This window comes from Brevundimonas albigilva, from assembly GCF_023573565.1.
Taxonomy (GTDB): Bacteria; Pseudomonadota; Alphaproteobacteria; order Caulobacterales; family Caulobacteraceae; genus Brevundimonas; species Brevundimonas albigilva.
Map to the genome: position 1 here is coordinate 1,805,623 of NZ_CP097649.1, position 21,497 is coordinate 1,827,119.

A 21,497-nucleotide genomic window follows, 5' to 3' on the forward strand; every position below is an offset into this window, starting at 1 on the left:
GACAGGCGAAGGCGGGCCGACGACTTGCCGGATCGCGATGCGGCGCACAATGGTGGTCGGCCCCTTGAGGGTCAAGGAGATTGAGGCTTGGACCAGCCCGCCCCGGCGTCGCCGGACATCGTCGATAACGGCCTGCTGAACGGCCGCGTGCGCCTGCGCCAACCCGCGCGCGGCTACCGCGCGGGTCTGGATGCGGCCCTTCTGGCCGCCGCCGTCCCGGCCCTGCCCGGCCAGCGCGTGCTGGAGGCGGGCTGCGGCGCGGGCGGCGTGCTGATGCCGCTCGCCGCGCGACGGCCGGGCGTCACCCTGACCGGGTTGGAGCGCGACCCCGCGATGGCCGGCCTGGCGCGGGAAAACGCCGCCCTAAACGGGGTCCAGGACCGCACGACGATTCGCACCGGCGACGTCGCCGCCGGCTTTCGCACCCTGGACCTGCCGCCGTTCGACTGGGCCGTGTCCAATCCGCCCTTCTTCGACGACGCCGCGACCCTGCGCGCCCCGGCCGAGGGCAAGCGCGGCGCCTGGATAGCCGACGACGGCCTCCAGGCCTGGACGGCCTTCCTGCTGAAGGCGGTGCGCGAGGGGGGGCGCATCGTCGTCATCCACCGCGCCGATCGGCTGGCCGACCTGCTGTCGCTGCTGGGCGACAAGGCCGGGGGCTTCGCCGTGCGCCCCGTCCACCCCTTCGCCGACCAGCCGGCCAAGCGGGTCCTGGTCCACGCCGTCAAGACCGGCCGCGCGCCCTTGCGCCTTCTGCCGCCCCTGATCCTCCACGACCGCTCGGGCGCCCAGCACACGCCCGAAGCCGACGCCATCCTGCGCGGCGACGCCGCCCTGGACTGGTGAGGCGCCGGCGCGTCCCGCCGTGGCGCGAATCCCCCGCGCGCCCTATCTTCGACGCCTCATGCCCATTCGTCGCCTCCCGCCCGAGACCGTCAACCGCATCGCCGCCGGCGAGGTGGTCGAGCGGCCGGCCAGCGCCATCAAGGAGCTGGTCGAGAACGCCCTGGACGCCGGCGCCGCCCATATCGAGATCCAGGCCGACGGCGGCGGCCTGTCGCGCATCCTGATCGCCGACGACGGCAAGGGTATTCCGCGCGACGAACTGCCCCTGGCGGTCGAGCGCCACGCCACGTCGAAGCTCGAGGCCGACGACGCCGGCGACGTGGACCTGCTTCGAATCCACACCCTGGGCTTCCGGGGCGAGGCCCTGCCCTCCATCGGCTCGGTCGCCCGCCTGTCGATCACCACCCGCGCCCGCGACGAACGCGACGCCTGGGCCATTCGCGTGGAGGGCGGCGATCACCGCCCCCTGGCCCCCGCCGCCTTCCCCGGCCCGCACGGCGCGCGGGTCGAGGTGCGCGACCTGTTCTACGCCACCCCCGCCCGGCTCAAGTTCATGAAGTCCGAACGGGCCGAGGCCATGGCCATCTCGGAAGAGATCAAGCGCCAGGCCATGGCGCGCGAGGCCGTCGCCTTCACCCTCTCGCTGGACGGCAAGACCACCCTGCGCCTGCCGGCCGAACATCCCGGCGACGAGGGCCGCCTGAAGCGCCTGTCCGCCCTGCTGGGCCGCGACTTCGAGGCCAACGCCCTGCTGATCGACCAGGAACGCGACGGCGTGCGCCTGTCGGGCTACGCCGGCCTGCCGACCTACAGTCGGGGCAACGCCGCGCACCAGTATCTGTTCGTCAACGGCCGCCCGGTGAAGGACCGCCTGCTGCAAGGGGCCCTGCGCGGCGCCTACGCCGACTTCCTGGCGCGGGACCGTCACCCGGCGGCGGCCCTGTTCCTGGACATCGATCCGCTCTTCGTCGACGTCAACGTGCATCCGGCCAAGGCCGAGGTCCGCTTCCGCGATCCGGCCCTGGTGCGCGGCCTGATCGTCGGGGCCCTGAGGCACGCGCTGCACGCGGCCGGCCACCGCGCCTCCACCACCGTCGCCGCCGACGCCCTGTCCAGTTTCCAACCCCGCAGCGGCGCGTCGACCGCCCCGGCCTACAGCCCCAGCAGCCCCTCGGCCCAGGGTTTCAGCGGCTGGACCGGCTGGTCCCAGCCCGCCGCGGCCGCCCAAGTCCTGCCCGGCCTCAACGAACGCAGCGCCCGCGTGGAGCCGGCGTGGGACGGCCCCGTCACCAGTCATGACTTACGAGTCACGCCATACGACCCGCCCCTCGACCCCATCGACTACCCGCTGGGCGCCGCGCGGGGCCAACTCCACGCCAACTACATCGTCGCCCAGACCCGCGACGGCCTGGTCATCGTCGATCAGCACGCCGCCCACGAGCGCCTGGTCTATGAGCGGATGAAGGCCCAGATGGCCGAGGGCGCCGTGACCCGCCAGGCCCTGCTAACGCCCGAGGTGGTCGACCTGGACCCGGCCGAGGCCGAGCGCGTCGCCTCGCGCGCCGACGAACTGGCCGAGATGGGCCTGGTGGTCGAACCCTTCGGCGCCGGCGCCGTCCTGGTGCGCGAGACCCCGGCCATGCTGGGCGACGCGGACGTGCAGGGCCTGATCCGCGACATCGCCGACGACCTGTCCGAACACGGCCAGGCCCTGTCGCTCAAGGAGCGCCTCGCCGCCATCTGCGGCACGATGGCCTGCCACGGCAGCGTCCGCTCGGGCCGCGTCCTGTCCGCCCCCGAGATGAACGCCCTGCTCCGCCAGATGGAAGCCACCCCCCACTCCGGCCAATGCAACCACGGCCGTCCCACCTATGTGGAGCTGAAGCTGCACGACCTCGAAAAGCTGTTCGGGCGGCGATGACGACCGCGCTCAATCGTCGGCCCCCGACCCCCTCCATCCTCTTCGTCTGCCTCGGCAACATCTGTCGCTCGCCGCTCGCCGAGGGGGCCCTGCGTGCGGACGCCGGGCGCCTCCGGCTCGATCTGATCGTCGATTCCGCCGGGACCGGGAACTGGCACGCGGGCGAGCCGCCGGACCCGAGGGCGCAGGCGACGGCGCGGCGGCACGGGGTCGACATCTCGGGCCTGAAGGCGCGGCAGGTGACGCCGGCGGACTTCCGCCGCTTCACCCACATCGTCGCCCTGGACCACGACAATCTGGCCAACCTGCGCCGCCTGGCCCCCGTCGACGCCGCCGCCGAACTCAGCCTGCTGCTCGACCACGTGCCCGGCCGCGAGGGCCAGGCCGTGGCCGACCCCTATTTCGGCGACGACGACGGCTTCGAGGTCACCTGGGCCGAGGTGACGGCCGCGGCCCGGACCCTGGCGCTCAGCCTGCGCGGCCGGTGATCTTGCGCCAGATGCGCTTGCGCGCCTCGACCACCGACACGCCCAGCAGGGCCGCCACGGTCCAGAAAAGGGCCTCGGTCGCCACCGCCGCGACGATGGCCAGGGTCAGGCGCGTCCCGCGCGGGACGTCCAGATAAAGCCCGATGCCCAGGGACGCCCACGCCCCGATGGCGGCGACCAGCAACAGGCCGGCCAGCACCTTCAGGAACCCTTTTCCCCGCGCCAGCGCGCCGGCCTTCGGTTGGTCCTCGACATCGCTCTGGATGGTCATGGCGAACTCCTCTCGTTTTTCGACGCCTGACCTGAAAGTCTCGGCCGACATCGGAGTCTTTCATCCCGACCGACGATTTTTCCGGAGAGCGCCGCGCTGGGACGCGACCAGACCTTCGAAGCCCTGCTGGCCGAACACGGCGCCATGCTGCGCCGCATCGCCTCGGCCTATGAGGCGGACCGCGAGCGGCGGCGCGAACTGGAGCAGGACATCCTGCTGGCCGTCTGGCGCGCCCTGCCGAAACATCGCGGCGACGCGCCGCTGCGCCACTTCATCGCCCGCGTCGCCCACAACCGCGCCGTCACCCATGTGGCGCGCGAGGCCGCAGAGCCGCGCCGCCAGCCTCTGGACGAGGCCGCCCCCAGCGACGCCCCCACCCCGCACGAGGCGGCCGAGGCGCGCGACCTGCACGACCGGCTGGCCGACGCCGTGCGCGCCCTGCCCCTGCCGCTGCGCCAGCCCGCCCTGTTGACCCTGGAAGGCTTCCCGCCGGCCGAGATCGCCGAGATGCTGGGCCTGAACGCCAACGTCGTCTCTATCCGCCTGACCCGCGCCAAGGCCGCCCTGCGCAAGGCCATGAACCCGGAGGCTCGGTCATGAGCACGCCCCCCGAAGACCACGCCGACGACTGGACCGACCTGACCCGGGCGTGGAGCGCCGCGCCCGACGACGGCCCGCCGCTGGACGCCGCCCTGATCCGGTCGCTGCGCCGTCGCGACCGGCTGGCCCGGTTGAACTTCATCTCCGAGATCGTCGGCGGCCTGGCCGTCGTCGGCGTCATGGGCTGGGCGCTGTGGCGCGGCGTCGACCTGCCGGTCGTCCTGGCCGCCCTGGGCTTCGCCGTCTTCGCCCTGGTGATGACCTTGTGGTCGCGGCGCGGCGATCCGGGCCTTCTGACCGACACGCCCGAGGCCGTGCTGCGCTCGGCCCTGGGCCAGGCCCGCACGGGCTACCGCTGGGCCCTGGCCGGGGTGGCGATCAGCCTGGCGGGCATGGTCTTCCTGATCGTCATGCTGTGGGTCGCCGAACCGGTCGCGGAGATGCGCGGCCCGATTCTGGCGGGCGCCGGCCTGTTCCTGGCGGCCTGCATCGGCTTCTACCTGCGCCATGCGCGACGCTGCCGACAGCGCATGGCGGCGCACCGCGCGGCGCTGGAGGCGCTGCGGGACGGCCGCGCCTGAGCCTTGTTCAGACGCGGCGCCTCATTCGGCCCGCAGGAACAGCACCCGCGCCGCGCCATAGTCGCGCGCGTCCAGCCGGTCATAGCCCGGCGTGTCGATCTCGGGCTCGTCGGACCCGCGCTCGAACACCACCAGGGCCCCCGGCTTCAGCCAGCCGCCCTCCTTCAGCCGCGCCAGCGTCTGTTCCCCCAGCCCCTTGCCGTACGGCGGGTCCAGAAAGGCGATGTCGAACGCTTCGGCGACGGGACCCGGCCGCACGCCCAGATCGGTCGCGCTGCGCCGATGCACCCGCGTGCGCCCCATCAGGCCGTAGGTGTCGGCGTTCTCGCGGATGGCGCCGCGCGCGTCGTCGTCGATCTCGACGAACAGGCAGAAGGCCGCCCCCCGGCTGATCGCCTCGAAGCCCAGGGCGCCCGAGCCCGCATACAAGTCGATGACCCGCGCCTCGTGCAACGGCTCGGCCCAGGCGGCGTGCTCCAGCACGTTGAACACGGCCTGGCGCGCGCGGTCGCTGGTCGGGCGCGTGCCCCGCCCTTCCGGCGCCACGATGGCCCGGCCCTTCAGGCTGCCGGCGACGATCCGCACAGCTTTCAGGCCTCGGGTGGGGCGAACTGGGCGTAAAGTTCGGCCGTGGTCAGGCGCGGCCGATCCCCCGCTAGGGCGTAGGTCTCGGGCTTGCTCTCGATGCAGAACTCGTCCTCCAGCACAAAGCTGGACGCGTTATCGAACGCCTGGGCCGAGACCATGGTGATTCCCCCATCGTTGGCGCGCCAGAACAGGCCGGTCCCGCACGCCGGGCAGAACTGGCGCGTCGCCCATTCGGACGAGGTGTAGGTCGCCACATCTCCCCGCACCTGGACGCTGTCGCCGCAATCCACGCTGAACAGGATCCCGCCCGACAAGCGTCGGCACGTGCCGCAATGGCAGGCGTGCATCCCGCCCTTGGGCGTGGCGCTGAAGGTCACTGCGCCACACAGGCATCGGCCGGTCTGGACGGTCATGGTCTCGCTCCTCCGCTAAGGGCGATCAGCGCGGACCCCGCGGCTTGCCGCCGGGGCTGCGTCCGCTGGTTCCCGACGGGCCGGCGGGCTTGCCGCCCGTGCGGGGCTTGAAGTCGCGCCCGCCGGGCTTGGCGCCCGCGCGCGGACCCGGCTTGGCGCCAGAGCGGCCCGCGGGCTTGCGCCGGTCGTCGATGAACTGGTCGTCGCGGGGCTTGAAGGGGCGCTTGGGCCGGTCGCCATCCGTCCGCGCCGGGCGCTCGCCCTCGGGGGCGGTGCGTTCGCGCGGCTTGAAGGTCTTGGCGTGCTCGAACTTGGGCTTGGCCTTGGCCCAGCCGTCCTTCTTCGGCGCCCGCTCACGACGCTCGACCGCCTCGGCCTGAGCGCTCTCGGCGGCGCGGACGCGGCTGGGCTTCCTCGACGGGTCGGACATGGCCGAACCCGAGCGGCCCTTGACGATGGGCGTCGAGATGCGCCTTCCGGGGATCGGCGCGGGCGTCTCGACCGTATTGCCGGTCGGCAGGTTCTCGGGCCGGATGTGCTCGCCCAGCAGCTCGCGGATCACGCGGGGCCCCACCTCCTCGACCGACCCGACCGGCAGGACGTCCAGCCGGAACGGACCATAGGCGAGGCGGATCAGGCGATTGACCGTCAGGCCGATCGACTCCAGCACCTTCCTGACCTCGCGGTTCTTGCCCTCGGTGATCGAGACCGAGACCCACAGGTTGGCCGGCGCCTTGCCATCGTCGGATTTCGACTCCTTGGCCTTGTCCAGCGTCGCCTCGATGGGGCCGTAGGACACGCCGTCCACGACCACCCCGTCCTTCAGCTTGTCCAGGTCGGCCTGGGTGATCTTGCCGCGCGCCCGGGCCCGGTACTGGCGGACCAGGGCCGTCGACGGCAGCTCCAGCGCCCGGCTCAGCTCGCCGTCGTTGGTCAGCAGCAGCAGCCCTTCAGTGTTCAGGTCCAGCCGGCCGACCGAGATCACCCGCGGCAGGCCCGCCGGCAGGGCGTCGAACACCGTCGGCCGCCCGGCCGGGTCGTTGTGGCTGGTCAGCAGGCCCGCCGGCTTGTGATAGCGCCAGACGCGCGTCGCCTGGGCCGCGCCGATCGGCTTGCCGTCCACGGTGATCACGTCGTCGCGCGTCACCAGGGTGGCGGGCGTGTCCAGGATGCGGCCGTTCACCGCCACCTTGCCCAGGCCGATCAGCCGCTCGACCTCGCGGCGCGAGGCGATGCCGGCGCGGGCCATGGCCTTGGCGATTCGCTCGCTGCGGACCGGGGCGGCGTCGGCCTTGCCGGACTTGGGGGCCGGCTTGCCGTCCTTGGCGGCGCGCGGACGATCGCCCGTGGGCTTGTCGCCAAACGGCTTTCTCGGCCTGTCGCCGAAGGGGGCCTTCCCGTCGCCGCTCTTGCGGGGACCGGAGGATTTGAAGGGCCGGGGCGACCGTTCGTCTTGACGGGCGCGGGGCTTCTTGTCGTTGTCGTCTGTATGGCGGACCATGATGAGCGGTTCATGCGCATGGCGCTGGACCAAGCGCAAGCGGCGGCGGACGCGGGAGAGGTCCCGGTGGGCGCAATTCTGGTCGATCCGGCCACGGGAGAGGTGATCGCCAGCGGCGCCAACGGCCCCATCGGCGCCCACGACCCGACCGCCCACGCCGAGATCGTGGCCCTGCGCCGCGCCGCGACGGCGCTGGGGAACTACCGCCTGACCGGCCTGACCCTCTATGTCACGCTGGAGCCCTGCGCCATGTGCGCCGGGGCCATCAGCCACGCCCGCATCGGCCGGGTCGTCTGGGCCGCCGACGATCCCAAGGGCGGCGCCGTGATCCACGGTCCGCGCCTGTTCGAGCAGCCGACCTGCCACTGGCGCCCGGCGACCGACTCGGGTCCTCTGGCGCAGGAGGCGTCCGCCTTGCTCCGCTCCTTCTTCCGTTCGCGGCGGGGAACGGCCGCGTCGGGCGCACGTTAGGACGCCGCGCCAAGCGGCGCCGTGGGAGGGACGACTGCCTTGATAAAGCTGGATCCGCCGCAATCCATCCTGTTCGCGGGCCTGGCGGCCCTGACCGTGATGACCGCCTGCGGCCCTGACCCGTCGCGCGCGCCCACCACGGGCGACGAGGTCAAGGAACGCGCCATCGAGGCCCAGACCGCCCGCAAGCGCACGGGCGCCGAGCTGCAGGACCGCATCCTCAACAACGTCGTCCACGCCGTCTATCTGTGCGACAACGGCGAGCGCCTGACCGTCGACTTCGACAATCCGCGCGAGATGGCGACCGTGCGCAACTCCTCTGGCGAGGCGGTCGACCTTTACCAGCAGCGCGCCGCCGACGGCATCTGGTACCGCGCCTCGGGCGTCGAACTACGCGGCAAGGGCGTCATGGCCACCTGGTCCGTCGAAGGCCGCCAGTCGACCGACTGCCGCGCGGTGGATTAACCCGCCGCACCTTCCTCGATCAGGAAGGCCCTGACGCTGCTCGCATCGACGCCCTTGGCCACGAAGGCCTGGCCGATCCCGCGCGCCAGGATCAGGGTCAGCGCGCCCCCCTCGGCCTTCTTGTCGCCGGCCATCAGGGCCAGCAGGCGATCCGCGTCGAACGTCCCCGCCTGGTCCAGCCGCGTCGGCAGGCCCGCCGCCGCGATCACGGCCTCGACCCGCCGGGCGTCGGCCTCCGGGCACAGACCCTCGCGCGCCGAATAGCGGAAGGCCAGGCAGCACCCCAGGGCGACCGCCTCGCCGTGCGCCAGGGCGGCCTTCTCGAAGCCCAGCTCCGCCTCGACCGCATGGCCGAAGGTGTGGCCCAGGTTCAGCAGGGCGCGACGCCCCGCCTCCTTCTCGTCCTCGCTGACGACGGCGCTCTTGATCTCGACCGAGCGCACCACGGCCCGCTCCAGCGCGGCCGGATCGCCGCACGCGCCGCCCGCCCCGTCGCCCGCCAGCCAGTCGAAGAAGGCCGCGTCGCAGATCAACCCGTGCTTCAGCACCTCGGCCCAGCCGGAACGCAGCTGCTTGTCGGGCAAGGTCGCCAGCACGTCGATGTCGGCCAGCACCAGGCGCGGCTGATGAAAGGCGCCGACCAGGTTCTTGCCCCTCGGCGTGTCGATGGCGGTCTTGCCCCCGACGGAGGAATCCACCTGCGCCAGCAGGGTCGTCGGGACCTGCACGAAGTCGATCCCGCGCATGTAGAGCGCCGCCGCCAGACCGGCCAGGTCCCCCACCACCCCGCCGCCCAGGGCCACCACCACGTCCTTGCGGTCCAGCCCGATCTCCAGCAGCCGGTCCAGCACCCGCTCCAGCTGAGCAAAGGACTTGGACGCCTCGCCCGCCGGCACGGTGATCGTCTGGGTCCGCACCCCGGCCGCCTCCAGCGACGCCGACAGGGCCTGGCCGTGGATCGCCGCCACCGTCTCGTCGCTGACGATCACGGTCCGTCCCTTGGCCAGCGGCGCGATGCGTTCGCCCGCGCGCGCCAACAGGCCGCGTCCCACCACCACGTCATAGGGCCGGAACCCCTGGCCGCCCACGGTAAGGGTCGTCATGTCTTCGTCTCCGCGCATCGCTTGCGCCGCCAATGCCGGCGCAGTTCGCGATGGATGGCGTCCACCGCCTGGCCGTGAGACCCCTCGCCCACGTCCACCGTCAGGTCCGCCTCGGCGTAGAGGGGGTAACGCGTCTCGGCCAGGCCTGTCAGCACCTCCCGCGGATCGCGCCCCCGCAGCAGGGGTCGCGTGTCGCGACGGGCCACCCGTTCCGCGATGACGCCCAGGTCGGCCCGCAGCCACACCGTGTCCGCCCGTTCGCGCAACAGCGCCCGGGTCTCGGCGTTCATCATCGCCCCGCCGCCCGTGGCCAGCACGATCGGCGGCCCCTCCAGAAGGCGGCGCATCACCCGGGCCTCTCCGGCGCGAAATTCGCCCTCGCCCATGCTGGCGAAGATTTCGGCGATGGTCATGCCGGCCGCCGCCTCGATCTCCACGTCGCCGTCGGCGAAGGGCAGCTTCAGCCGGTTGGCCAGCCGGCGCCCGACCGAGGATTTGCCCACCCCCATCAGCCCGACCAGCGCTATGGTGCGTCGCGGCGGCGGATTCGCGCGTCGTCTCATCCGGGCGCACCGGCGAACAGACGTGGCAAGAAGGCGGCGAGGCGGGCGGACATGATCGACCAACCCTCTACACGATGCGCCGCCCCGCGCCATACGCCGCGGCGCCGGATCGTCCGATGACGCCCCAGATCGAGGCCTTTCTGGAGATGATGGCGGTGGAGCGCGACGCCTCGCCCCACACCCTGGCCGCCTACGCCCGCGACCTGGCCGACGCGGAGACGGCGACCGGCGGCCTGATGCAGGCCGATGCGGAGGGGCTGGAAACCTGGTTCGCCGACCTGTCGCGGCGGGGCCTCTCGGCCGCCACCGCCGCGCGTCGCCGTTCAGCGGTGCGTCAGTTCTATCGCTTCGCCCTGGCCGAGGGCTGGCGCGGCGACGACCCGTCGCGTCGCCTGGACGCGCCCAGGCAGGGGCGCGCCCTGCCCAAGGTGCTGTCGCGCGACGAGATCGACCGGCTGCTGCAGGCCGCCGCGCGCAAGGACGCGGCCGCCGGCCTGCGCCTGGTCGCCCTGGTGGAGCTGGCCTACGCTTCGGGCCTGCGCGTGTCGGAGCTGCTGGCGCTGCGAGTCGAGGCCGTGCGGCGCGATCCGGCCTATCTGATCGTGCGCGGCAAGGGCGGCAAGGAACGCCTGGCCCCCCTCAACGGCGCGGCGCGCGAGGCGGTCAAGGCCTGGCTGGCCGCCCGCGACGAGAAACGTAAGCCCGAGACGCCCGACAGCCCCTGGCTGTTTCCGTCCTCGGGCCGAACCGGCCGCCTGACCCCCCGCCGCTTCGCCCAGCTGCTGGACGAGGCCGCCCTGGCCGCCGGCCTGGATCCCGCCCGGGTCAGCCCCCACGTCCTGCGCCACGCGTTCGCGACCCATCTGCTGGAAGGCGGCGCCGACCTTCGCGTGGTCCAGACCCTGCTGGGCCACGCCGACATCGCCACCACCCAGATCTACACCCACGTCGCCACCGACCGGCTGACCCAGGTCGTCCGCCAGAACCACCCCTTGGCGCGCGACGACTGACGGCGCATATTCGCCGGATGGCGCACTCGTTCTACGTCAAGGCGATCTGGGACCCCGAAGCCGAGGTCTGGTGCAGCGAATCCAACATCCTCGGACTGGTATTGGAAACGGCGACTCTGGGTGAGTTTGAATCGCTAGCCCGCCATTTCGCGCCTGAGCTTCTGGCGGAAAACCTAGGAATCCACGGCGAAGTACCCGTTCGTTTCGAGGCCGTCGGCGGCTTCGACGTTGTCGCCGCATGATCTGCCTGTGCGTTGAGAACGCACGCCTCGAATCCATCATGAGCCATCTCATCTGATCGAGGCGGGCGTGCCCAAGGACTTCTATCCGCAACTCACCGCCCTCCTGTACGCCGCCGGTTGGCGACGCGTCGCGAACGCCAAGGGCAGCCACGAGAAATGGCGACATCCTGATCAGCCGCACGCCATCACTGTTCCTCGCTCCAAGAGCCGGCACACAGCCAACGAAATCCTCAGACAGGCCGGATTGCCCAAGGCCTTCTGAACCCCCGCTTGCCGGGCGGCGTTGACGTCTCTAGGTTCCGCCGCCTTCCCTTGGGTCGCCCCGCGCCCCGCTGTTCCGGACGCCTTAGATGGCCACGCACTACCTCGACTTCGAAAAGCCCATCGCCGATCTGGAAGCCAAGATCGCGGAGCTGTCGGCCCTGTCCGAGAGCGCAGGCTCCTTCGACGCCGAGATCGCTGGCCTGCGCCGGAAGGCCGACCAGCTGCGCAGGAAGACCTACGCCGGCCTGGACCCCTGGATGAAGACCCAGGTCGCCCGCCATCCCCAGCGTCCGCACTTCGTCGACTACGTCCAGGGCCTGTTCACCGACTGGAACGAGCTGCACGGCGACCGCCAGTTCGGCGACGACCAGGCCATCCTGGGCGGCCTGGCCCGGTTCCGCGGCCGGCCGGTGGTGGTCATGGGCCACGAGAAGGGCCACGACACCGACACCCGCCTGCGCCACAACTTCGGCATGGCCCGGCCCGAGGGCTATCGCAAGGCCGTGCGCCTGATGGACATGGCCGAACAGTTCGGCCTGCCGGTGCTGACCTTCGTGGACACCGCCGGCGCCTATCCCGGCCTGGGCGCCGAGGAGCGCGGCCAGGCCGAGGCCATCGCCCGTTCGACCGAGCGCGGCCTGACCCTGGGCGTTCCTTCCATCGCCACCATCACCGGCGAGGGCGGATCGGGCGGCGCCATCGCCATCGCCGCCGCCAGCCGGGTGCTGATGCTGGAGCATTCCATCTATTCGGTCATCTCGCCCGAGGGCGCCGCCGGCATCCTGTGGCGCGACGGCGCGCGGGCCAGGGACGCGGCCATGGCCATGAAGATCACCGGCCCGGACCTGATTCAGCTGAAGATCGTGGATCGCCTGATCGACGAGCCCGTCGGCGGCGCCCACACCGAGCGCGCGGCGGCCATCGCCACGGTCGGCGACGTCCTGGCCGAGGAGCTCAAGACCTTCGACGGCCTGACGCCGCAACAGATCCGCAAGGCGCGCGCCGACCGCTTCTACGCCATCGGCGCCCTGGCCTGACCGCCGTCAAAGCCGCCTTGGGCGAACAGCGTTAACGCCCTGTCCACCCGGAATTGCGACCTTGGCGGCAGCTGACGGGGAATCGAGCATGATCCGCACCACGGGATCGACAAAGCGCGGGCACGCATGACCACGCTGGGCGATTCCCTGCGCGAAAGCGCCGTGTTCAACCTGGGCGGCGCGGTCACCATGATCGTCGACGATTCGCCGTTCTCCCTCACCCTGACGGCCAACGCCCTGGCCGGTTTCGGCATCCGCCCGGCCTTCACCGTCGGCAGCGGCGGGGACGCCAAGCGCATCCTTCAGGAAAAGCCCGTCGACCTTCTGGTGGTCGACACCGACATGCCCGACATCGACGGCTTCGAACTGGTGCGCTGGCTGCGCCGGTCGGGCCTGAACCCCAACGCCTTCTCTCCGGTGATCATGACCGCCAGCCACATCCGGCGCGGACGCCTGAACCAGGCCCGCGACTGCGGCGCCAACTTCCTGGTCACCAAGCCCTTCAGCGCGGCGATGCTGCTGGAGCGCATCCTGTGGGTCGCGCGCGACAACCGCCCCTTCCTGGAGGTGGGCGACTATTTCGGTCCCGACCGTCGCTTCCGCGACGAGCAATGGGACGGCCCCGAACGCCGCGCCGACCGCATGGGCGCGACGAAGGCCTCCAACACCGTGGAGATCGCATGACCGTCATCACCCACGTCCAGCGCAAGTCGCGCCTGGCCCAGATGGTCGACAAGCCCGGCGGGATCAGCGTCGGGGTCGCCCTGGCCCAGGCCAAGGCCAATCTGGACGGCCTTCAGGACCAGGCGATCGCGCTGATCGCCCAGAACATCGCCGCCCTGCTGGCGCCGCCCACGCCGGGCCTGCCGGAGAAGATGCGCCTGGAGATGGCCTACGCCTCCTCCAGCCAGATCATCGACGCGGCCAGCCCCTTCGCGATGGACGACCTTTGCATCGCGGCGCGGGGCCTGTGCGACCTGCTGGACGCCGCGCCGCGCGACGGCGGGTTCGACTGGCGCATCCCCACGGTCCACGCCCAGGCGATGAAGCTGCTGCTGGCCCTGCCGGGCGACGCGACCGAGGCCCGCCAGGCCATCGTCGACAATCTGCGCGAGGTGCTGCGGCGCAAGCTGGGCGCCGGTCAGGCGGGCTGACCCGCCCGGCCCGCGCGGGTCTGCTTCTTCCACAGGGCCGCGTATTCGCCGCCCACGCGGGCCACTAGTTCGTGATGGGCGCCCCGCTCCACGATGCGGCCGGCCTTCAGCACCAGGATCTGGTCGGCGTCGGCCACGGTCGACAGCCGGTGCGCCACCACCAGGGTCGTGCGCCCCGCCCTGGCCTTTCGAAGCGTCTTCTGGATCGCGGCCTCGGTGCGGCTGTCCAACGCGCTGGTCGCCTCGTCCAGGATCAGGATGCACGGATCGGCCAGCAGGGCGCGGGCGATGCCGACCCTCTGGCGTTCGCCGCCCGACAGCTTCAGCCCCCGTTCGCCCACCTTGGTCTCCAATCCCTCGGGCAGGGCGCGGATGAAGTCGGCCAGTTCCGCCGCCTCGGCCGCCGCCCAGACGGCTGCGGCGTCGGCGTCCGGCCGGGCGAAGGCGATGTTGGCGGCGATGGTGTCGTTGAACAGCGCCACGTCCTGCGGCACCAGGGCCACCGCCGACCGCAGCGAGGTCTGCTTCACCGCCCGCACGTCCAGGCCGTCGATCAGCACCCGCCCCTGCTGCGGGTCAAGCAGCCGCAGGGCCAGCTTGACGATGGTGGACTTGCCCGCGCCCGACGGCCCGACCAGGGCCGTGGTCGTGCCCGGCGCCGCGAGGAAGCTGACGTCCTCCAGCCCGTTCGCCCGCGCGTCGTGGCGGAAGCCCACATGATCGAACGCCAGGGCGGCCCCGCGCGCGTCGGCCGGCCGCGGCAGGGCGACGGCGTCCGGCGCGTCGGCCACCTGCGGCGTCTGGCGCGTGACCTTCAGCATCTCCTCCATGTCGATGAAGGACTGACGGATCTCCCGATAGGCGAAGCCCAGGATGTTCAGCGGCGCGTACAGCGAGATCAGGATCAGCACCGCCGCCGTCACGTCGCCCGGCCCCATCCGTCCGGCCGCCGCCTCGAAACCGGCCATCACCGCCATGACGCCCAGGCCGACGTTCATGATCAGGGCCTGCATCCCGTTCAGCAGGTTCAGCGAGGTGTTGGCCTTCAGCGCCGCCTCGGTGTAGTCGCCCAGCGCCTGGTCATAGGTCCGCGCCGCCCGCGCCTCGGCCCCGAAGGCCTTGACGGTCTCGTAGTTCAGCAGGGCGTCGACCGAGACGCCGGCCGCCTCGGAATCGGCGGCGTTCATCACCCGCCGATGTTCCAACCGCCAGTTGGACATGGCGAAGGTGGCGATGGTGTAGATCACCACGACCACCACCGCCACGGCGGCGAAGCGCCAGTCGTATTTCCCGCCCAGGACGAAGGCCGCCAGCAGCAGCTCCAGCGCCGTCGGGATCAGGTTGAAGGCCAGGATGCGCAGCAGGAAGTCGACCGCGCGCGATCCCCGGTCCAGCGTCCGCGACAGGGCGCCGGACCGCTTGGTCTGGTGGAAATCCATCGACAGCCCCAGCGCGTGGGCGAAGGCCTCGGCCGCCGTCCTTCGCTGGGCCGCCGCGCGCACCGGGGCGAACACCACATCCGAGACCTGCGGCGCCGCCGACGAGAGGAACCGCACCAGGGCCCAGCCGATCGCGAAGGCGGCGAAGCCCCAGCCCACGGCGACCGCCGCATCCTGTCCCGCCGCCAGCCGGTTCACCGCGGCGCCCAGCATCAACGGCGCCAGCACGCCCAGCCCCTTGCCGGCCAGCGTCAGGCCGATGGCGGCGGTCAGCCTGAGACGAAGTTGCGGCGCGCCCGAGCGCGCGACCAGCCGCACCAGGTCCGCCAGCGCCTTCAGCGTCGGCGGCCCTTCCACTCCGTCTTGTGAACTCCCTGCCTGCTGCGCCTTCACCAAGGGATCGCGTCGGCTTCCGGAGCGCTCTCCGCGCATGGCCATGCGGGGCATATGGGCGGGCGATGCGGCGACGAAAAGGCCTATTCCAGCCCGGCGACCGCCTCGATCAGCTCGTCCACAGCTTCGGTCGTCGTGGCCCAGGAGCAGACGAACCGCACCGAGCCGTCGTCGAAGGCGTAACAGGCCCAGCCCAGGGCGTTCAGCCGGGCGTGCGCCTCTGCCGGCATCCGCACGAAGACGGCGTTGGCCTCGACCGGATGGGCCAGGACGAAGCGCGATCGCGTGGCCACGCCCTCGGCCAGCCGCTGGGCCATCAGATTGGCGTGGGCGCCGCCCGCCTCCCAATCGCCGCTTTCCAGCAGACCCAGCATCGGCCCGGCCAGAAAGCGCGCCTTGGACGCCGTCTGCCCGGCCTGCTTCAGCCGGTTGTCCAGCCGCCGCGCCAGGCTCTTGTCGAACAGCACGATGGCCTCGGCGCAGTTGGCGCCCGCCTTGGCGCCGCCGAACACCAGGACATCGACGCCCAGGCGCGCGATGTCCTTCAGATCGAACCCGGCCGCCGCCGCATTGGCCAGCCGCGCCCCGTCCAGGTGCACGCCATGACCGCGCAACTTCACCGGCTCGATCAGGTGACGCAGCTCCTCCTCGGAATAGACGGCGCCGTATTCCGTCGCCTGGGTCAGGCTCAGCGCCGCCGGCGGCTGGCGATGGCCGACTTCCGGCTCGTCCAGCTGAGCCTTCAGCGCCAGCGGGTCGATCTTGCCGGAAAAGCCCGGCAAACCGATCAGCCCCAGCCCGTGGCCGAAGAAGCCGGGCGCCCCGGTCTCGTCGGTGCAGACGTGGGCGGCGTTGTGGGCCAGCACCGCCTCGAACGGAAAGGCCAGCATCGACAGGGCGATGGCGTTGGCCGCCGTGCCGCTGAACACGAACCGAACCTCGGCGTCCGCGTCCAGCCGCTGGCGGATCTGGTCGGCGGCGCGCGCGGTGACGTCGTCGGCCCCATAGGCGCGCGCGAACCCGTCGTTGGCCCGGACCAGCCCCTCCACCGCGCTCGGCGCCATGCCGGCGGTGTTGTCGGACCCGAAATCGTAACGCATCACTTGTCCCCGTCGACCGGTCCGACCGCCTTCAACTGGACCAGGGGCACGACGTCCTCGCGATAGGGCACGGCCACCTGGTGCGGGAACGGAATCTCGATCCCGGCGGCGTCCAGCGCCTCCTTGCCGGCCTGCATCAGGTCCGCCTGGGTCTGCCACCAATCCGAGACCTCGACCCAGGCGTGCAGCGTCACCTGAACCGCGCTGTCCAGCAGGCCCGTGACCCCGGCCCACGGCGCGGGGTCGTGCAGCACCTTGGCGTGCGCCCCGGCCACGCCGGTCAGGACGCCGCGCGTCTGGGTCAGGTCCTCGCCATAGCCGACGGTGAAGTTGATCTCGATCCGCCGTGTCTGCTGGCCGGTGATGTTGGTGACCGTGTCGCCCAGCACCTTGGCGTTGGGGATGACGATCTTATGGTTGTTGGCGTTCGACAGTTGCGTGGTGAACAGGTCCAGCCGCTGCACCGATCCGGCGATCCCGCCCACGTCGATGACGTCGCCGACCTTGTAGGGCCGCAGGATCAGCAACATGATGCCGGACGCCACGTTCGACAGCGTGCCCTGCAGCGCCAGGCCCACGGCCAGGGACGCCGCGCCCAGCACCGCGATGATCGACGTGGTCTGCACCCCCAGCCGCTGCAGCACGGCGATCATGCCGATGACGATGACCACCACCCGCACCACCTGGGTGGCGAAGCTGAGCACCGTCGGATCGTGGCGGAAGCCGCGAACGCGCGACAGCCCCCGCCGCGCCGCCCCCGCCGCCCACTTCGCGGCGAACAGGGTGACGACGAAGATCAGCACCGCGACGGTCAGGTTGATGGCGAAGTCGCCGGCCAGATCGATCAGCTTGGCGACCAGGGCGGCGTCGACGGCGACAGCCTGTCGACCCGCCGCGACGGCTTCGGCTATGGGCGTGGGATTGGACATGCGGCGGGTCTAACGCCTCAGCGGGGGATTGGAACCCCGTCGCGGAAATTCTGCTGCTTCGTCATGGGCGCGCGACACCGCGCCGCCTTGCCGAATCGCCAAAGCGCCCCCAACTGCGAAGCATTCCCAACGCCGACCCCCCGCCCGCGACAGGAGCCCCGATGCCGCATGCCGACAGCCTGATCCTTACCCTGGTGGGGGGCTTCGTCCTGGCCTTCGCCTTCGGCATGTTGGCTCATCGACTGAAACTGTCGCCGCTGGTCGGCTATCTGGTCGCGGGCGTCGTGGTCGGTCCCTATACGGCCGGTTTCGTCGCCGACACCGAACTGGCGCCGCAGTTGGCCGAGATCGGCGTCATTCTGCTGATGTTCGGGGTCGGGCTTCACTTCTCGCCCAAGGACCTGATGCAGGTCCGCAAGGTCGCCGTTCCCGGCGCCCTGGGCCAGATCGCCGTGGCCACCGTCCTGGGCTGGGCGCTGGGACGGTTCGTGCTGAAGCTGACGGATGTGGAGGCCCTGCTTATGGGCTTCGCCCTGTCGGTCGCCTCCACCGTCGTCCTGCTGCGCGCGCTGGAAGAGCGCAAGCAGGTCAAGGGCGAGATCGGCCGCATCGCCGTGGGCTGGCTGATCGTCGAGGACCTGGTCATCGTCATCGCCCTGGTCATGCTGCCGATGGTGGTGGTGCCCGCCGGCACGCCGATGGACCTGGGGGCCCTGGGCGCCAACGTCGGCTGGACCCTGCTGAAGGTGGCGCTGTTCGTCGGCGTCATGCTGGTCGTGGGCGGCCGCGTCATGCCGTGGCTGCTGATCCGCATCGCCCACACTAAGTCGCGCGAGCTGTTCACCCTGGGCGTCCTGGCCATCGCCCTGGGCATCGCCTGGGTGGCCTATTTCCTGTTCCACTCGTTCGCGCTGGGCGCCTTCCTGGCCGGCCTGGTGATGAACGCCTCGCCGCTGGGCCACAACGCCGCCGAGCGGTCGCTGCCGCTGCGCGACGCCTTCGCCGTGCTGTTCTTCGTGTCGGTGGGGATGCTGTTCGATCCGATGATCCTGGTGCGCGAGCCCTGGGCCGTGCTGGGGGTGCTGGGCATCATCATCGTGGGCAAGTCGGTCGCCGCCCTGGCCATCACCAAGCAGTTCGGCCTGGACCGCCGCACCGGCTTCACCGTCGCCGCCAGCCTGGCCCAGATCGGGGAGTTCTCCTTCATCCTGGCCGCGCTGGGCGTCAGCCTGGGCGCCCTCAGCCGCGAGACTCACGACCTGATCCTGGCCGCCGCCCTGCTGTCGATCTCGCTCAATCCGTTCGTGTTCAAGCTGACCGATCGCCTGGGCGGCAAGCCCAAGCCCCCCAGGGGCGCCGAGCCCGAGGCCGCCGACGGCCCGGTGACGGACGCCGTCAGCCCGCCCACCTCGGCCTGAGGCCCCTTGCGGGCGGCGCCGGCCGCGCTATCGTCGCCCCATGGACACCACAGCGACCGAACCCGCGACCCTTCACTACGGCGACGGCGAATTCGCCGTCCTGAAGCCGGGCCGATTCGTGCGGTGCGCCGTCACCGACAAGGCCATTCCCCTGGAGGCCCTCCGGTACTGGAGCCCGACGCGGCAGGAAGCCTACTGGGGTCCGGGCGAGTTCATCTCGCGGCTGAATCCGCCCGGCTGAAAGCGTCGTATGGCGAAGCTTGAACACCGATCTTCAACGGTTCGGCGTCACCGTGGCGGTCCATAGACTGAGCCTTCCATGACCGCCGCCCTGCAATCGCTCAACGTCCTTCTGGTCGATGACAACCAGCACATGCGCGCCATCGCGTCGGCCGTGCTGCATTCCGCCAATGTCCGCAACGTGCGCGAAGCCCCGGACGGCGCCTCGGCCTTCGAACTGCTGCGCCAGTATCCGATCGACCTGGCGATCGTGGACTTCAACATGTTCCCCCTGGACGGCGTGGAGTTCACCCGCCTGGTGCGCAACAGCCCCGACAGCCCGAACGTCTATCTGCCCATCATCATGATGACCGGCCACGCCGAGAAGAAGCGCGTGACCGAGGCGCGCGACGCGGGCGTCACCGAGTTCGTGGTCAAGCCGATCACGGCCAAGGCGGTGCTTGACCGGCTCAATGCGGTGATCTTCAGGCCCCGCGCCTTCGTCAAGACCGACGGCTATTTCGGCCCCTGCCGCCGCCGTCGCGACCTGGAGGGCTACGCCGGGCCGTTCAGGCGATCCGCCGACGGACGATCCAGCGCCGCATAAACCTTGTCGGGCCAGCGCTTGTGGACCCAGAACCAGTCCACGGGATGCTCCCGCACGCGGTCCTCGACGAAGCGGTTGGCGGCCTGCACGCCGGCCAGCACGTCGGCGGTCTTGTCCGGGGTTTCCTCCACCACGATCGGCTCGTGCGCGGTCACGCGGAAGCGCACGCCCGGCAGCCGCGTCACCGACAGCGGCTGCATGATGGTTCCGAACTTCAGCGCCAGGCGCGCCGCGCCGGGCGAGGCGTTGACCGGCTGGCCGAAGAACTCGACCTCCGGCCCCTGATTGTATTTCTGGTCGACCAGCAGGGCGATGGAATCGCCGCGCTTCATCCCCGCCATCAGCTCGCGCGTGCCGTCGCCCTTGGGCGCGAACAGGCGGATGCCGTAGCGCTCGCGGCTCTGGCGGATCAGGGCGTCGACATAGGGGTTGTTCGCCGCCCGATAGGTCACCTGGCACGGCACGCCCGAGGCCATGATCACCGCCGCCATCACCTCGAAGTTGGCCAGGTGGCCCGAGATCAGCACCGCGGGCCGGCCGCTGTCGCGAATGGCGTGCAGCCGCTCCATGCCGACCACTTCGACCCGCCCGCCCTCGGGCGTCAGCCGGTCCATCACCGCCAGCTCCGCAAAGGTGCGGCCGGTCTGGTCCCACTGGTCCAGCGCCAGCCGCTCGCGCTCGGCCGCGCCCATGTCCGGAAAGGCGATCCGCAGGTTTCGCATCACCGTCTTCTGGGTGCCCGTCAGCGGCCCCAAGGTCCGCAGCAGCCAGCCGCCCAGGCCGGACGCCCGCTCGACCCCCAGCAGCCGCAGAAAGGCGAACAGCGCCCGGAAGGCGAACGCCTCCAGCCGCCAGACGACATCCTGCCGAACGTCTTTCGCGCTACCGCCCTTCGGGCTGCTTGAGCGCGGATTTTGCTCTGCGCTATCGCCCTTCGGGCTGCTTGAGCGCGGATTTTGCTCTGCGCTATCGCCCTTCGGGCTGCTTGAGCGCTGTTGTTCACCAGGCAATCGTCAGTCCGCCGTCCACCACCAGGGTCTGGCCGGTCACATAGGCCGACGCAGGGCTGCACAGATAGACCGCCGTGCCCGCGATTTCATCGGGCTGGCCGATCCTTTTCAGCGGCGCGGGTTCGGTGACCGTCTTCAGCAGCTCGGGGTTCTCCCACAGGTATTTGGCGAAGTCGGTCTGCACCAGGCCGGGCGCGATGCAGTTCACCCGCACGTTCGACGGCCCGTATTCCACCGCCAGGTTGCGCGCCAGCTGCATGTCGGCGGCCTTGGAGATGTTGTAGGCGCCGATCAGGGCGTTGCCGCGAAGCCCGCCGATCGACGAGATGATCAGGATCGCCCCCTCCTTGCGCTCCAGCATCTGCGGCGCGACCATCTGGATCAGCCAGTGGTTGGAGATGACGTTGTTCTGAAGGATCTTCTCGAACTGCTCGTCGGCGATCCCCGCCATCGGCCCTGCATAGGGGTTGGTCGCGGCGTTGCAGACCAGGATGTCGATCCGGCCGAAGGCGCTGTTGGTCTCGTCCACCAGACGCTGCAGCTCTTCCTTCGAGGCGATGTTGGCGGGAACGGCGATGGCCCGGCCCTCGCCGTGCTTGCCGTTGATCTCGGCGGCGACCTCGTCGCACGGCCCGGCCTTGCGCGACGAGATCACGACCCTGGCCCCATGTTCCGCCAGCCGTTCGGCGATGGCCTTGCCGATTCCGCGTGACGAGCCGGTGATGACGGCGACCTTGCCGGTCAGATCGAACAGTTCCATGCGCTTCCCCTTGTTTCCGGCGGGGATATTTCCCGCGCCGCTCTAGCCGAACGTCCTTGATACCCCGATACTCGGGCGATTCCATACGGGAGCGACAAGCGCCA

Annotated in this window: 27 protein-coding genes; 16 read left to right on the top strand and 11 right to left on the bottom strand. The window is 71.1% G+C overall.

Annotated elements, in window-relative coordinates:
• Positions 1-87 precede the first annotated feature (87 nt).
• The 3 genes from M8231_RS09005 to M8231_RS09015 are packed head-to-tail and all read left to right on the top strand — an operon-like array spanning position 88 to position 3,255.
• On the top strand, positions 88-846 hold the full coding sequence (locus M8231_RS09005; protein WP_250201305.1) for a tRNA1(Val) (adenine(37)-N6)-methyltransferase: 759 nt from the start codon (positions 88-90) through the stop codon (positions 844-846).
• 58 nt (positions 847-904) lie between these two features.
• Entirely contained in the window at positions 905-2,767 is a 1,863-nt protein-coding gene (gene mutL / locus M8231_RS09010) for a DNA mismatch repair endonuclease MutL (RefSeq protein ID WP_250201306.1), read from the top strand.
• Entirely contained in the window at positions 2,764-3,255 is a 492-nt protein-coding gene (locus M8231_RS09015) for a low molecular weight protein-tyrosine-phosphatase (RefSeq protein WP_249750215.1), read from the top strand. Before mutL ends, M8231_RS09015 begins: the two co-directional genes overlap by 4 nt.
• Here the strand turns inward: M8231_RS09015 and M8231_RS09020 are convergent.
• Positions 3,236-3,526, bottom strand: coding sequence for a hypothetical protein (locus tag M8231_RS09020; protein ID WP_249750214.1), 291 nt, complete (start codon positions 3,524-3,526; stop codon positions 3,236-3,238). The genes M8231_RS09015 and M8231_RS09020 overlap by 20 nt on opposite strands.
• A gap of 144 nt (positions 3,527-3,670) precedes the next feature.
• On the opposite strand from M8231_RS09020, the gene M8231_RS09025 reads away from it, so the two are divergent.
• Both M8231_RS09025 and M8231_RS09030 read left to right on the top strand, forming a co-directional pair.
• Positions 3,671-4,126, top strand: coding sequence for an RNA polymerase sigma factor (locus M8231_RS09025; protein WP_250201307.1), 456 nt, complete (start codon positions 3,671-3,673; stop codon positions 4,124-4,126).
• Complete coding sequence (locus M8231_RS09030) at positions 4,123-4,707, top strand: hypothetical protein (protein WP_250201308.1); 585 nt, start codon at positions 4,123-4,125, stop codon at positions 4,705-4,707. The genes M8231_RS09025 and M8231_RS09030 overlap by 4 nt, the downstream gene beginning before the upstream one ends.
• Before the next feature lie 21 nt (positions 4,708-4,728).
• Here M8231_RS09030 and rsmD read toward each other — a convergent pair whose 3' ends face one another.
• The 3 genes from rsmD to M8231_RS09045 are packed head-to-tail and all read right to left on the bottom strand — an operon-like array spanning position 4,729 to position 7,209.
• Positions 4,729-5,292: a 16S rRNA (guanine(966)-N(2))-methyltransferase RsmD gene (gene rsmD, locus M8231_RS09035; RefSeq protein ID WP_249750211.1), complete on the bottom strand. Its 564-nt coding sequence runs from the start codon at positions 5,290-5,292 to the stop codon at positions 4,729-4,731.
• Between the two features lie 5 nt (positions 5,293-5,297).
• Positions 5,298-5,708, bottom strand: coding sequence for a GFA family protein (locus M8231_RS09040; RefSeq protein WP_250201309.1), 411 nt, complete (start codon positions 5,706-5,708; stop codon positions 5,298-5,300).
• Positions 5,709-5,733: 25 nt separating this feature from the next.
• Positions 5,734-7,209: a pseudouridine synthase gene (locus M8231_RS09045; RefSeq protein ID WP_250201310.1), complete on the bottom strand. Its 1,476-nt coding sequence runs from the start codon at positions 7,207-7,209 to the stop codon at positions 5,734-5,736.
• Between the two features lie 12 nt (positions 7,210-7,221).
• On the opposite strand from M8231_RS09045, the gene tadA reads away from it, so the two are divergent.
• Together tadA and M8231_RS09055 are read left to right on the top strand one after the other, a co-directional pair.
• Positions 7,222-7,680 carry a tRNA adenosine(34) deaminase TadA gene (gene tadA, locus M8231_RS09050; RefSeq protein WP_249750208.1) on the top strand — a complete coding sequence of 153 codons (459 nt, stop codon included), beginning with the start codon at positions 7,222-7,224 and terminating at the stop codon, positions 7,678-7,680.
• Positions 7,681-7,719: 39 nt separating this feature from the next.
• Positions 7,720-8,145: an MliC family protein gene (locus M8231_RS09055; protein ID WP_249750207.1), complete on the top strand. Its 426-nt coding sequence runs from the start codon at positions 7,720-7,722 to the stop codon at positions 8,143-8,145.
• On the opposite strand, the gene aroB is transcribed toward M8231_RS09055, so the two are convergent.
• On the bottom strand, positions 8,142-9,248 hold the full coding sequence (aroB, locus tag M8231_RS09060) for a 3-dehydroquinate synthase (protein WP_249750206.1): 1,107 nt from the start codon (positions 9,246-9,248) through the stop codon (positions 8,142-8,144). The genes M8231_RS09055 and aroB overlap by 4 nt on opposite strands.
• On the bottom strand, positions 9,245-9,811 hold the full coding sequence (locus tag M8231_RS09065; RefSeq protein ID WP_250201311.1) for a shikimate kinase: 567 nt from the start codon (positions 9,809-9,811) through the stop codon (positions 9,245-9,247). Before M8231_RS09065 ends, aroB begins: the two co-directional genes overlap by 4 nt.
• Positions 9,812-9,927: 116 nt before the next feature.
• On the opposite strand from M8231_RS09065, the gene M8231_RS09070 reads away from it, so the two are divergent.
• The 6 genes from M8231_RS09070 (at position 9,928) to M8231_RS09095 (ending at position 13,518) form a co-directional block, all read left to right on the top strand.
• On the top strand, positions 9,928-10,821 hold the full coding sequence (locus M8231_RS09070) for a tyrosine recombinase (protein WP_250201312.1): 894 nt from the start codon (positions 9,928-9,930) through the stop codon (positions 10,819-10,821).
• Between the two features lie 17 nt (positions 10,822-10,838).
• Complete coding sequence (locus tag M8231_RS09075) at positions 10,839-11,063, top strand: DUF1902 domain-containing protein (RefSeq protein WP_249750205.1); 225 nt, start codon at positions 10,839-10,841, stop codon at positions 11,061-11,063.
• A 67-nt stretch (positions 11,064-11,130) separates the two neighbouring features.
• Positions 11,131-11,325, top strand: coding sequence for a type II toxin-antitoxin system HicA family toxin (locus M8231_RS09080; RefSeq protein ID WP_249750204.1), 195 nt, complete (start codon positions 11,131-11,133; stop codon positions 11,323-11,325).
• A gap of 88 nt (positions 11,326-11,413) precedes the next feature.
• A complete protein-coding gene (locus M8231_RS09085; RefSeq protein WP_250201313.1) occupies positions 11,414-12,364 on the top strand; it encodes an acetyl-CoA carboxylase carboxyltransferase subunit alpha in 951 nt (316 codons plus the stop codon).
• A 126-nt stretch (positions 12,365-12,490) separates the two neighbouring features.
• Positions 12,491-13,048 (top strand): response regulator, encoded by a 558-nt coding sequence (locus M8231_RS09090; protein ID WP_249750203.1) that lies wholly within the window; start codon positions 12,491-12,493, stop codon positions 13,046-13,048.
• Positions 13,045-13,518 carry a chemotaxis protein CheE gene (locus tag M8231_RS09095; protein WP_249750202.1) on the top strand — a complete coding sequence of 158 codons (474 nt, stop codon included), beginning with the start codon at positions 13,045-13,047 and terminating at the stop codon, positions 13,516-13,518. The genes M8231_RS09090 and M8231_RS09095 overlap by 4 nt, the downstream gene beginning before the upstream one ends.
• Here the strand turns inward: M8231_RS09095 and M8231_RS09100 are convergent.
• From M8231_RS09100 to M8231_RS09110, 3 genes are read right to left on the bottom strand one after another with little or no spacing between them, the layout of a single operon-like run.
• On the bottom strand, positions 13,506-15,389 hold the full coding sequence (locus tag M8231_RS09100) for an ABCB family ABC transporter ATP-binding protein/permease (protein ID WP_250202605.1): 1,884 nt from the start codon (positions 15,387-15,389) through the stop codon (positions 13,506-13,508). The two genes, M8231_RS09095 and M8231_RS09100, sit on opposite strands and share 13 nt — an antisense overlap.
• Positions 15,390-15,433: 44 nt before the next feature.
• Positions 15,434-16,450, bottom strand: a complete 1,017-nt coding sequence (locus tag M8231_RS09105; RefSeq protein ID WP_249750201.1) for a threonine aldolase family protein — start codon at positions 16,448-16,450, stop codon at positions 15,434-15,436.
• Entirely contained in the window at positions 16,450-17,379 is a 930-nt protein-coding gene (locus tag M8231_RS09110) for a mechanosensitive ion channel family protein (RefSeq protein ID WP_249750200.1), read from the bottom strand. Before M8231_RS09110 ends, M8231_RS09105 begins: the two co-directional genes overlap by 1 nt.
• A 161-nt stretch (positions 17,380-17,540) precedes the next feature.
• On the opposite strand from M8231_RS09110, the gene M8231_RS09115 reads away from it, so the two are divergent.
• The 3 genes from M8231_RS09115 (at position 17,541) to M8231_RS09125 (ending at position 19,623) form a co-directional block, all read left to right on the top strand.
• Positions 17,541-18,797 carry a cation:proton antiporter domain-containing protein gene (locus M8231_RS09115; protein ID WP_249750199.1) on the top strand — a complete coding sequence of 419 codons (1,257 nt, stop codon included), beginning with the start codon at positions 17,541-17,543 and terminating at the stop codon, positions 18,795-18,797.
• Positions 18,798-18,837: 40 nt separating this feature from the next.
• Entirely contained in the window at positions 18,838-19,038 is a 201-nt protein-coding gene (locus M8231_RS09120; RefSeq protein ID WP_249750198.1) for a DUF2093 domain-containing protein, read from the top strand.
• A 78-nt stretch (positions 19,039-19,116) separates the two neighbouring features.
• Positions 19,117-19,623 (top strand): response regulator, encoded by a 507-nt coding sequence (locus tag M8231_RS09125; RefSeq protein WP_249750197.1) that lies wholly within the window; start codon positions 19,117-19,119, stop codon positions 19,621-19,623.
• Here the strand turns inward: M8231_RS09125 and M8231_RS09130 are convergent.
• A complete protein-coding gene (locus M8231_RS09130; RefSeq protein ID WP_249750196.1) occupies positions 19,572-20,633 on the bottom strand; it encodes a lysophospholipid acyltransferase family protein in 1,062 nt (353 codons plus the stop codon). The genes M8231_RS09125 and M8231_RS09130 overlap by 52 nt on opposite strands.
• Complete coding sequence (locus tag M8231_RS09135) at positions 20,623-21,393, bottom strand: SDR family NAD(P)-dependent oxidoreductase (RefSeq protein ID WP_249750195.1); 771 nt, start codon at positions 21,391-21,393, stop codon at positions 20,623-20,625. Before M8231_RS09135 ends, M8231_RS09130 begins: the two co-directional genes overlap by 11 nt.
• Positions 21,394-21,497 lie beyond the last annotated feature (104 nt).

Coding starts and splice junctions, on each gene's coding strand:
- M8231_RS09135 (WP_249750195.1), bottom strand. CDS start 21,393: ATGGAACTGTTCGATCTGACCGGCAAGGTCGCCGTCATCACCGGCTCG.
- M8231_RS09120 (WP_249750198.1), top strand. CDS start 18,838: ATGGACACCACAGCGACCGAACCCGCGACCCTTCACTACGGCGACGGC.
- M8231_RS09105 (WP_249750201.1), bottom strand. CDS start 16,450: ATGCGTTACGATTTCGGGTCCGACAACACCGCCGGCATGGCGCCGAGC.
- M8231_RS09125 (WP_249750197.1), top strand. CDS start 19,117: ATGACCGCCGCCCTGCAATCGCTCAACGTCCTTCTGGTCGATGACAAC.
- tadA (WP_249750208.1), top strand. CDS start 7,222: ATGCGCATGGCGCTGGACCAAGCGCAAGCGGCGGCGGACGCGGGAGAG.
- M8231_RS09020 (WP_249750214.1), bottom strand. CDS start 3,526: ATGACCATCCAGAGCGATGTCGAGGACCAACCGAAGGCCGGCGCGCTG.
- M8231_RS09090 (WP_249750203.1), top strand. CDS start 12,491: ATGACCACGCTGGGCGATTCCCTGCGCGAAAGCGCCGTGTTCAACCTG.
- aroB (WP_249750206.1), bottom strand. CDS start 9,248: ATGACGACCCTTACCGTGGGCGGCCAGGGGTTCCGGCCCTATGACGTG.
- M8231_RS09110 (WP_249750200.1), bottom strand. CDS start 17,379: ATGTCCAATCCCACGCCCATAGCCGAAGCCGTCGCGGCGGGTCGACAG.
- M8231_RS09100 (WP_250202605.1), bottom strand. CDS start 15,389: ATGCGCGGAGAGCGCTCCGGAAGCCGACGCGATCCCTTGGTGAAGGCG.
- M8231_RS09095 (WP_249750202.1), top strand. CDS start 13,045: ATGACCGTCATCACCCACGTCCAGCGCAAGTCGCGCCTGGCCCAGATG.
- M8231_RS09025 (WP_250201307.1), top strand. CDS start 3,671: ATGCTGCGCCGCATCGCCTCGGCCTATGAGGCGGACCGCGAGCGGCGG.
- M8231_RS09075 (WP_249750205.1), top strand. CDS start 10,839: ATGGCGCACTCGTTCTACGTCAAGGCGATCTGGGACCCCGAAGCCGAG.
- M8231_RS09045 (WP_250201310.1), bottom strand. CDS start 7,209: ATGGTCCGCCATACAGACGACAACGACAAGAAGCCCCGCGCCCGTCAA.
- M8231_RS09030 (WP_250201308.1), top strand. CDS start 4,123: ATGAGCACGCCCCCCGAAGACCACGCCGACGACTGGACCGACCTGACC.
- M8231_RS09015 (WP_249750215.1), top strand. CDS start 2,764: ATGACGACCGCGCTCAATCGTCGGCCCCCGACCCCCTCCATCCTCTTC.
- M8231_RS09040 (WP_250201309.1), bottom strand. CDS start 5,708: ATGACCGTCCAGACCGGCCGATGCCTGTGTGGCGCAGTGACCTTCAGC.
- M8231_RS09070 (WP_250201312.1), top strand. CDS start 9,928: ATGACGCCCCAGATCGAGGCCTTTCTGGAGATGATGGCGGTGGAGCGC.
- M8231_RS09065 (WP_250201311.1), bottom strand. CDS start 9,811: ATGAGACGACGCGCGAATCCGCCGCCGCGACGCACCATAGCGCTGGTC.
- M8231_RS09115 (WP_249750199.1), top strand. CDS start 17,541: ATGCCGCATGCCGACAGCCTGATCCTTACCCTGGTGGGGGGCTTCGTC.
- mutL (WP_250201306.1), top strand. CDS start 905: ATGCCCATTCGTCGCCTCCCGCCCGAGACCGTCAACCGCATCGCCGCC.
- M8231_RS09085 (WP_250201313.1), top strand. CDS start 11,414: ATGGCCACGCACTACCTCGACTTCGAAAAGCCCATCGCCGATCTGGAA.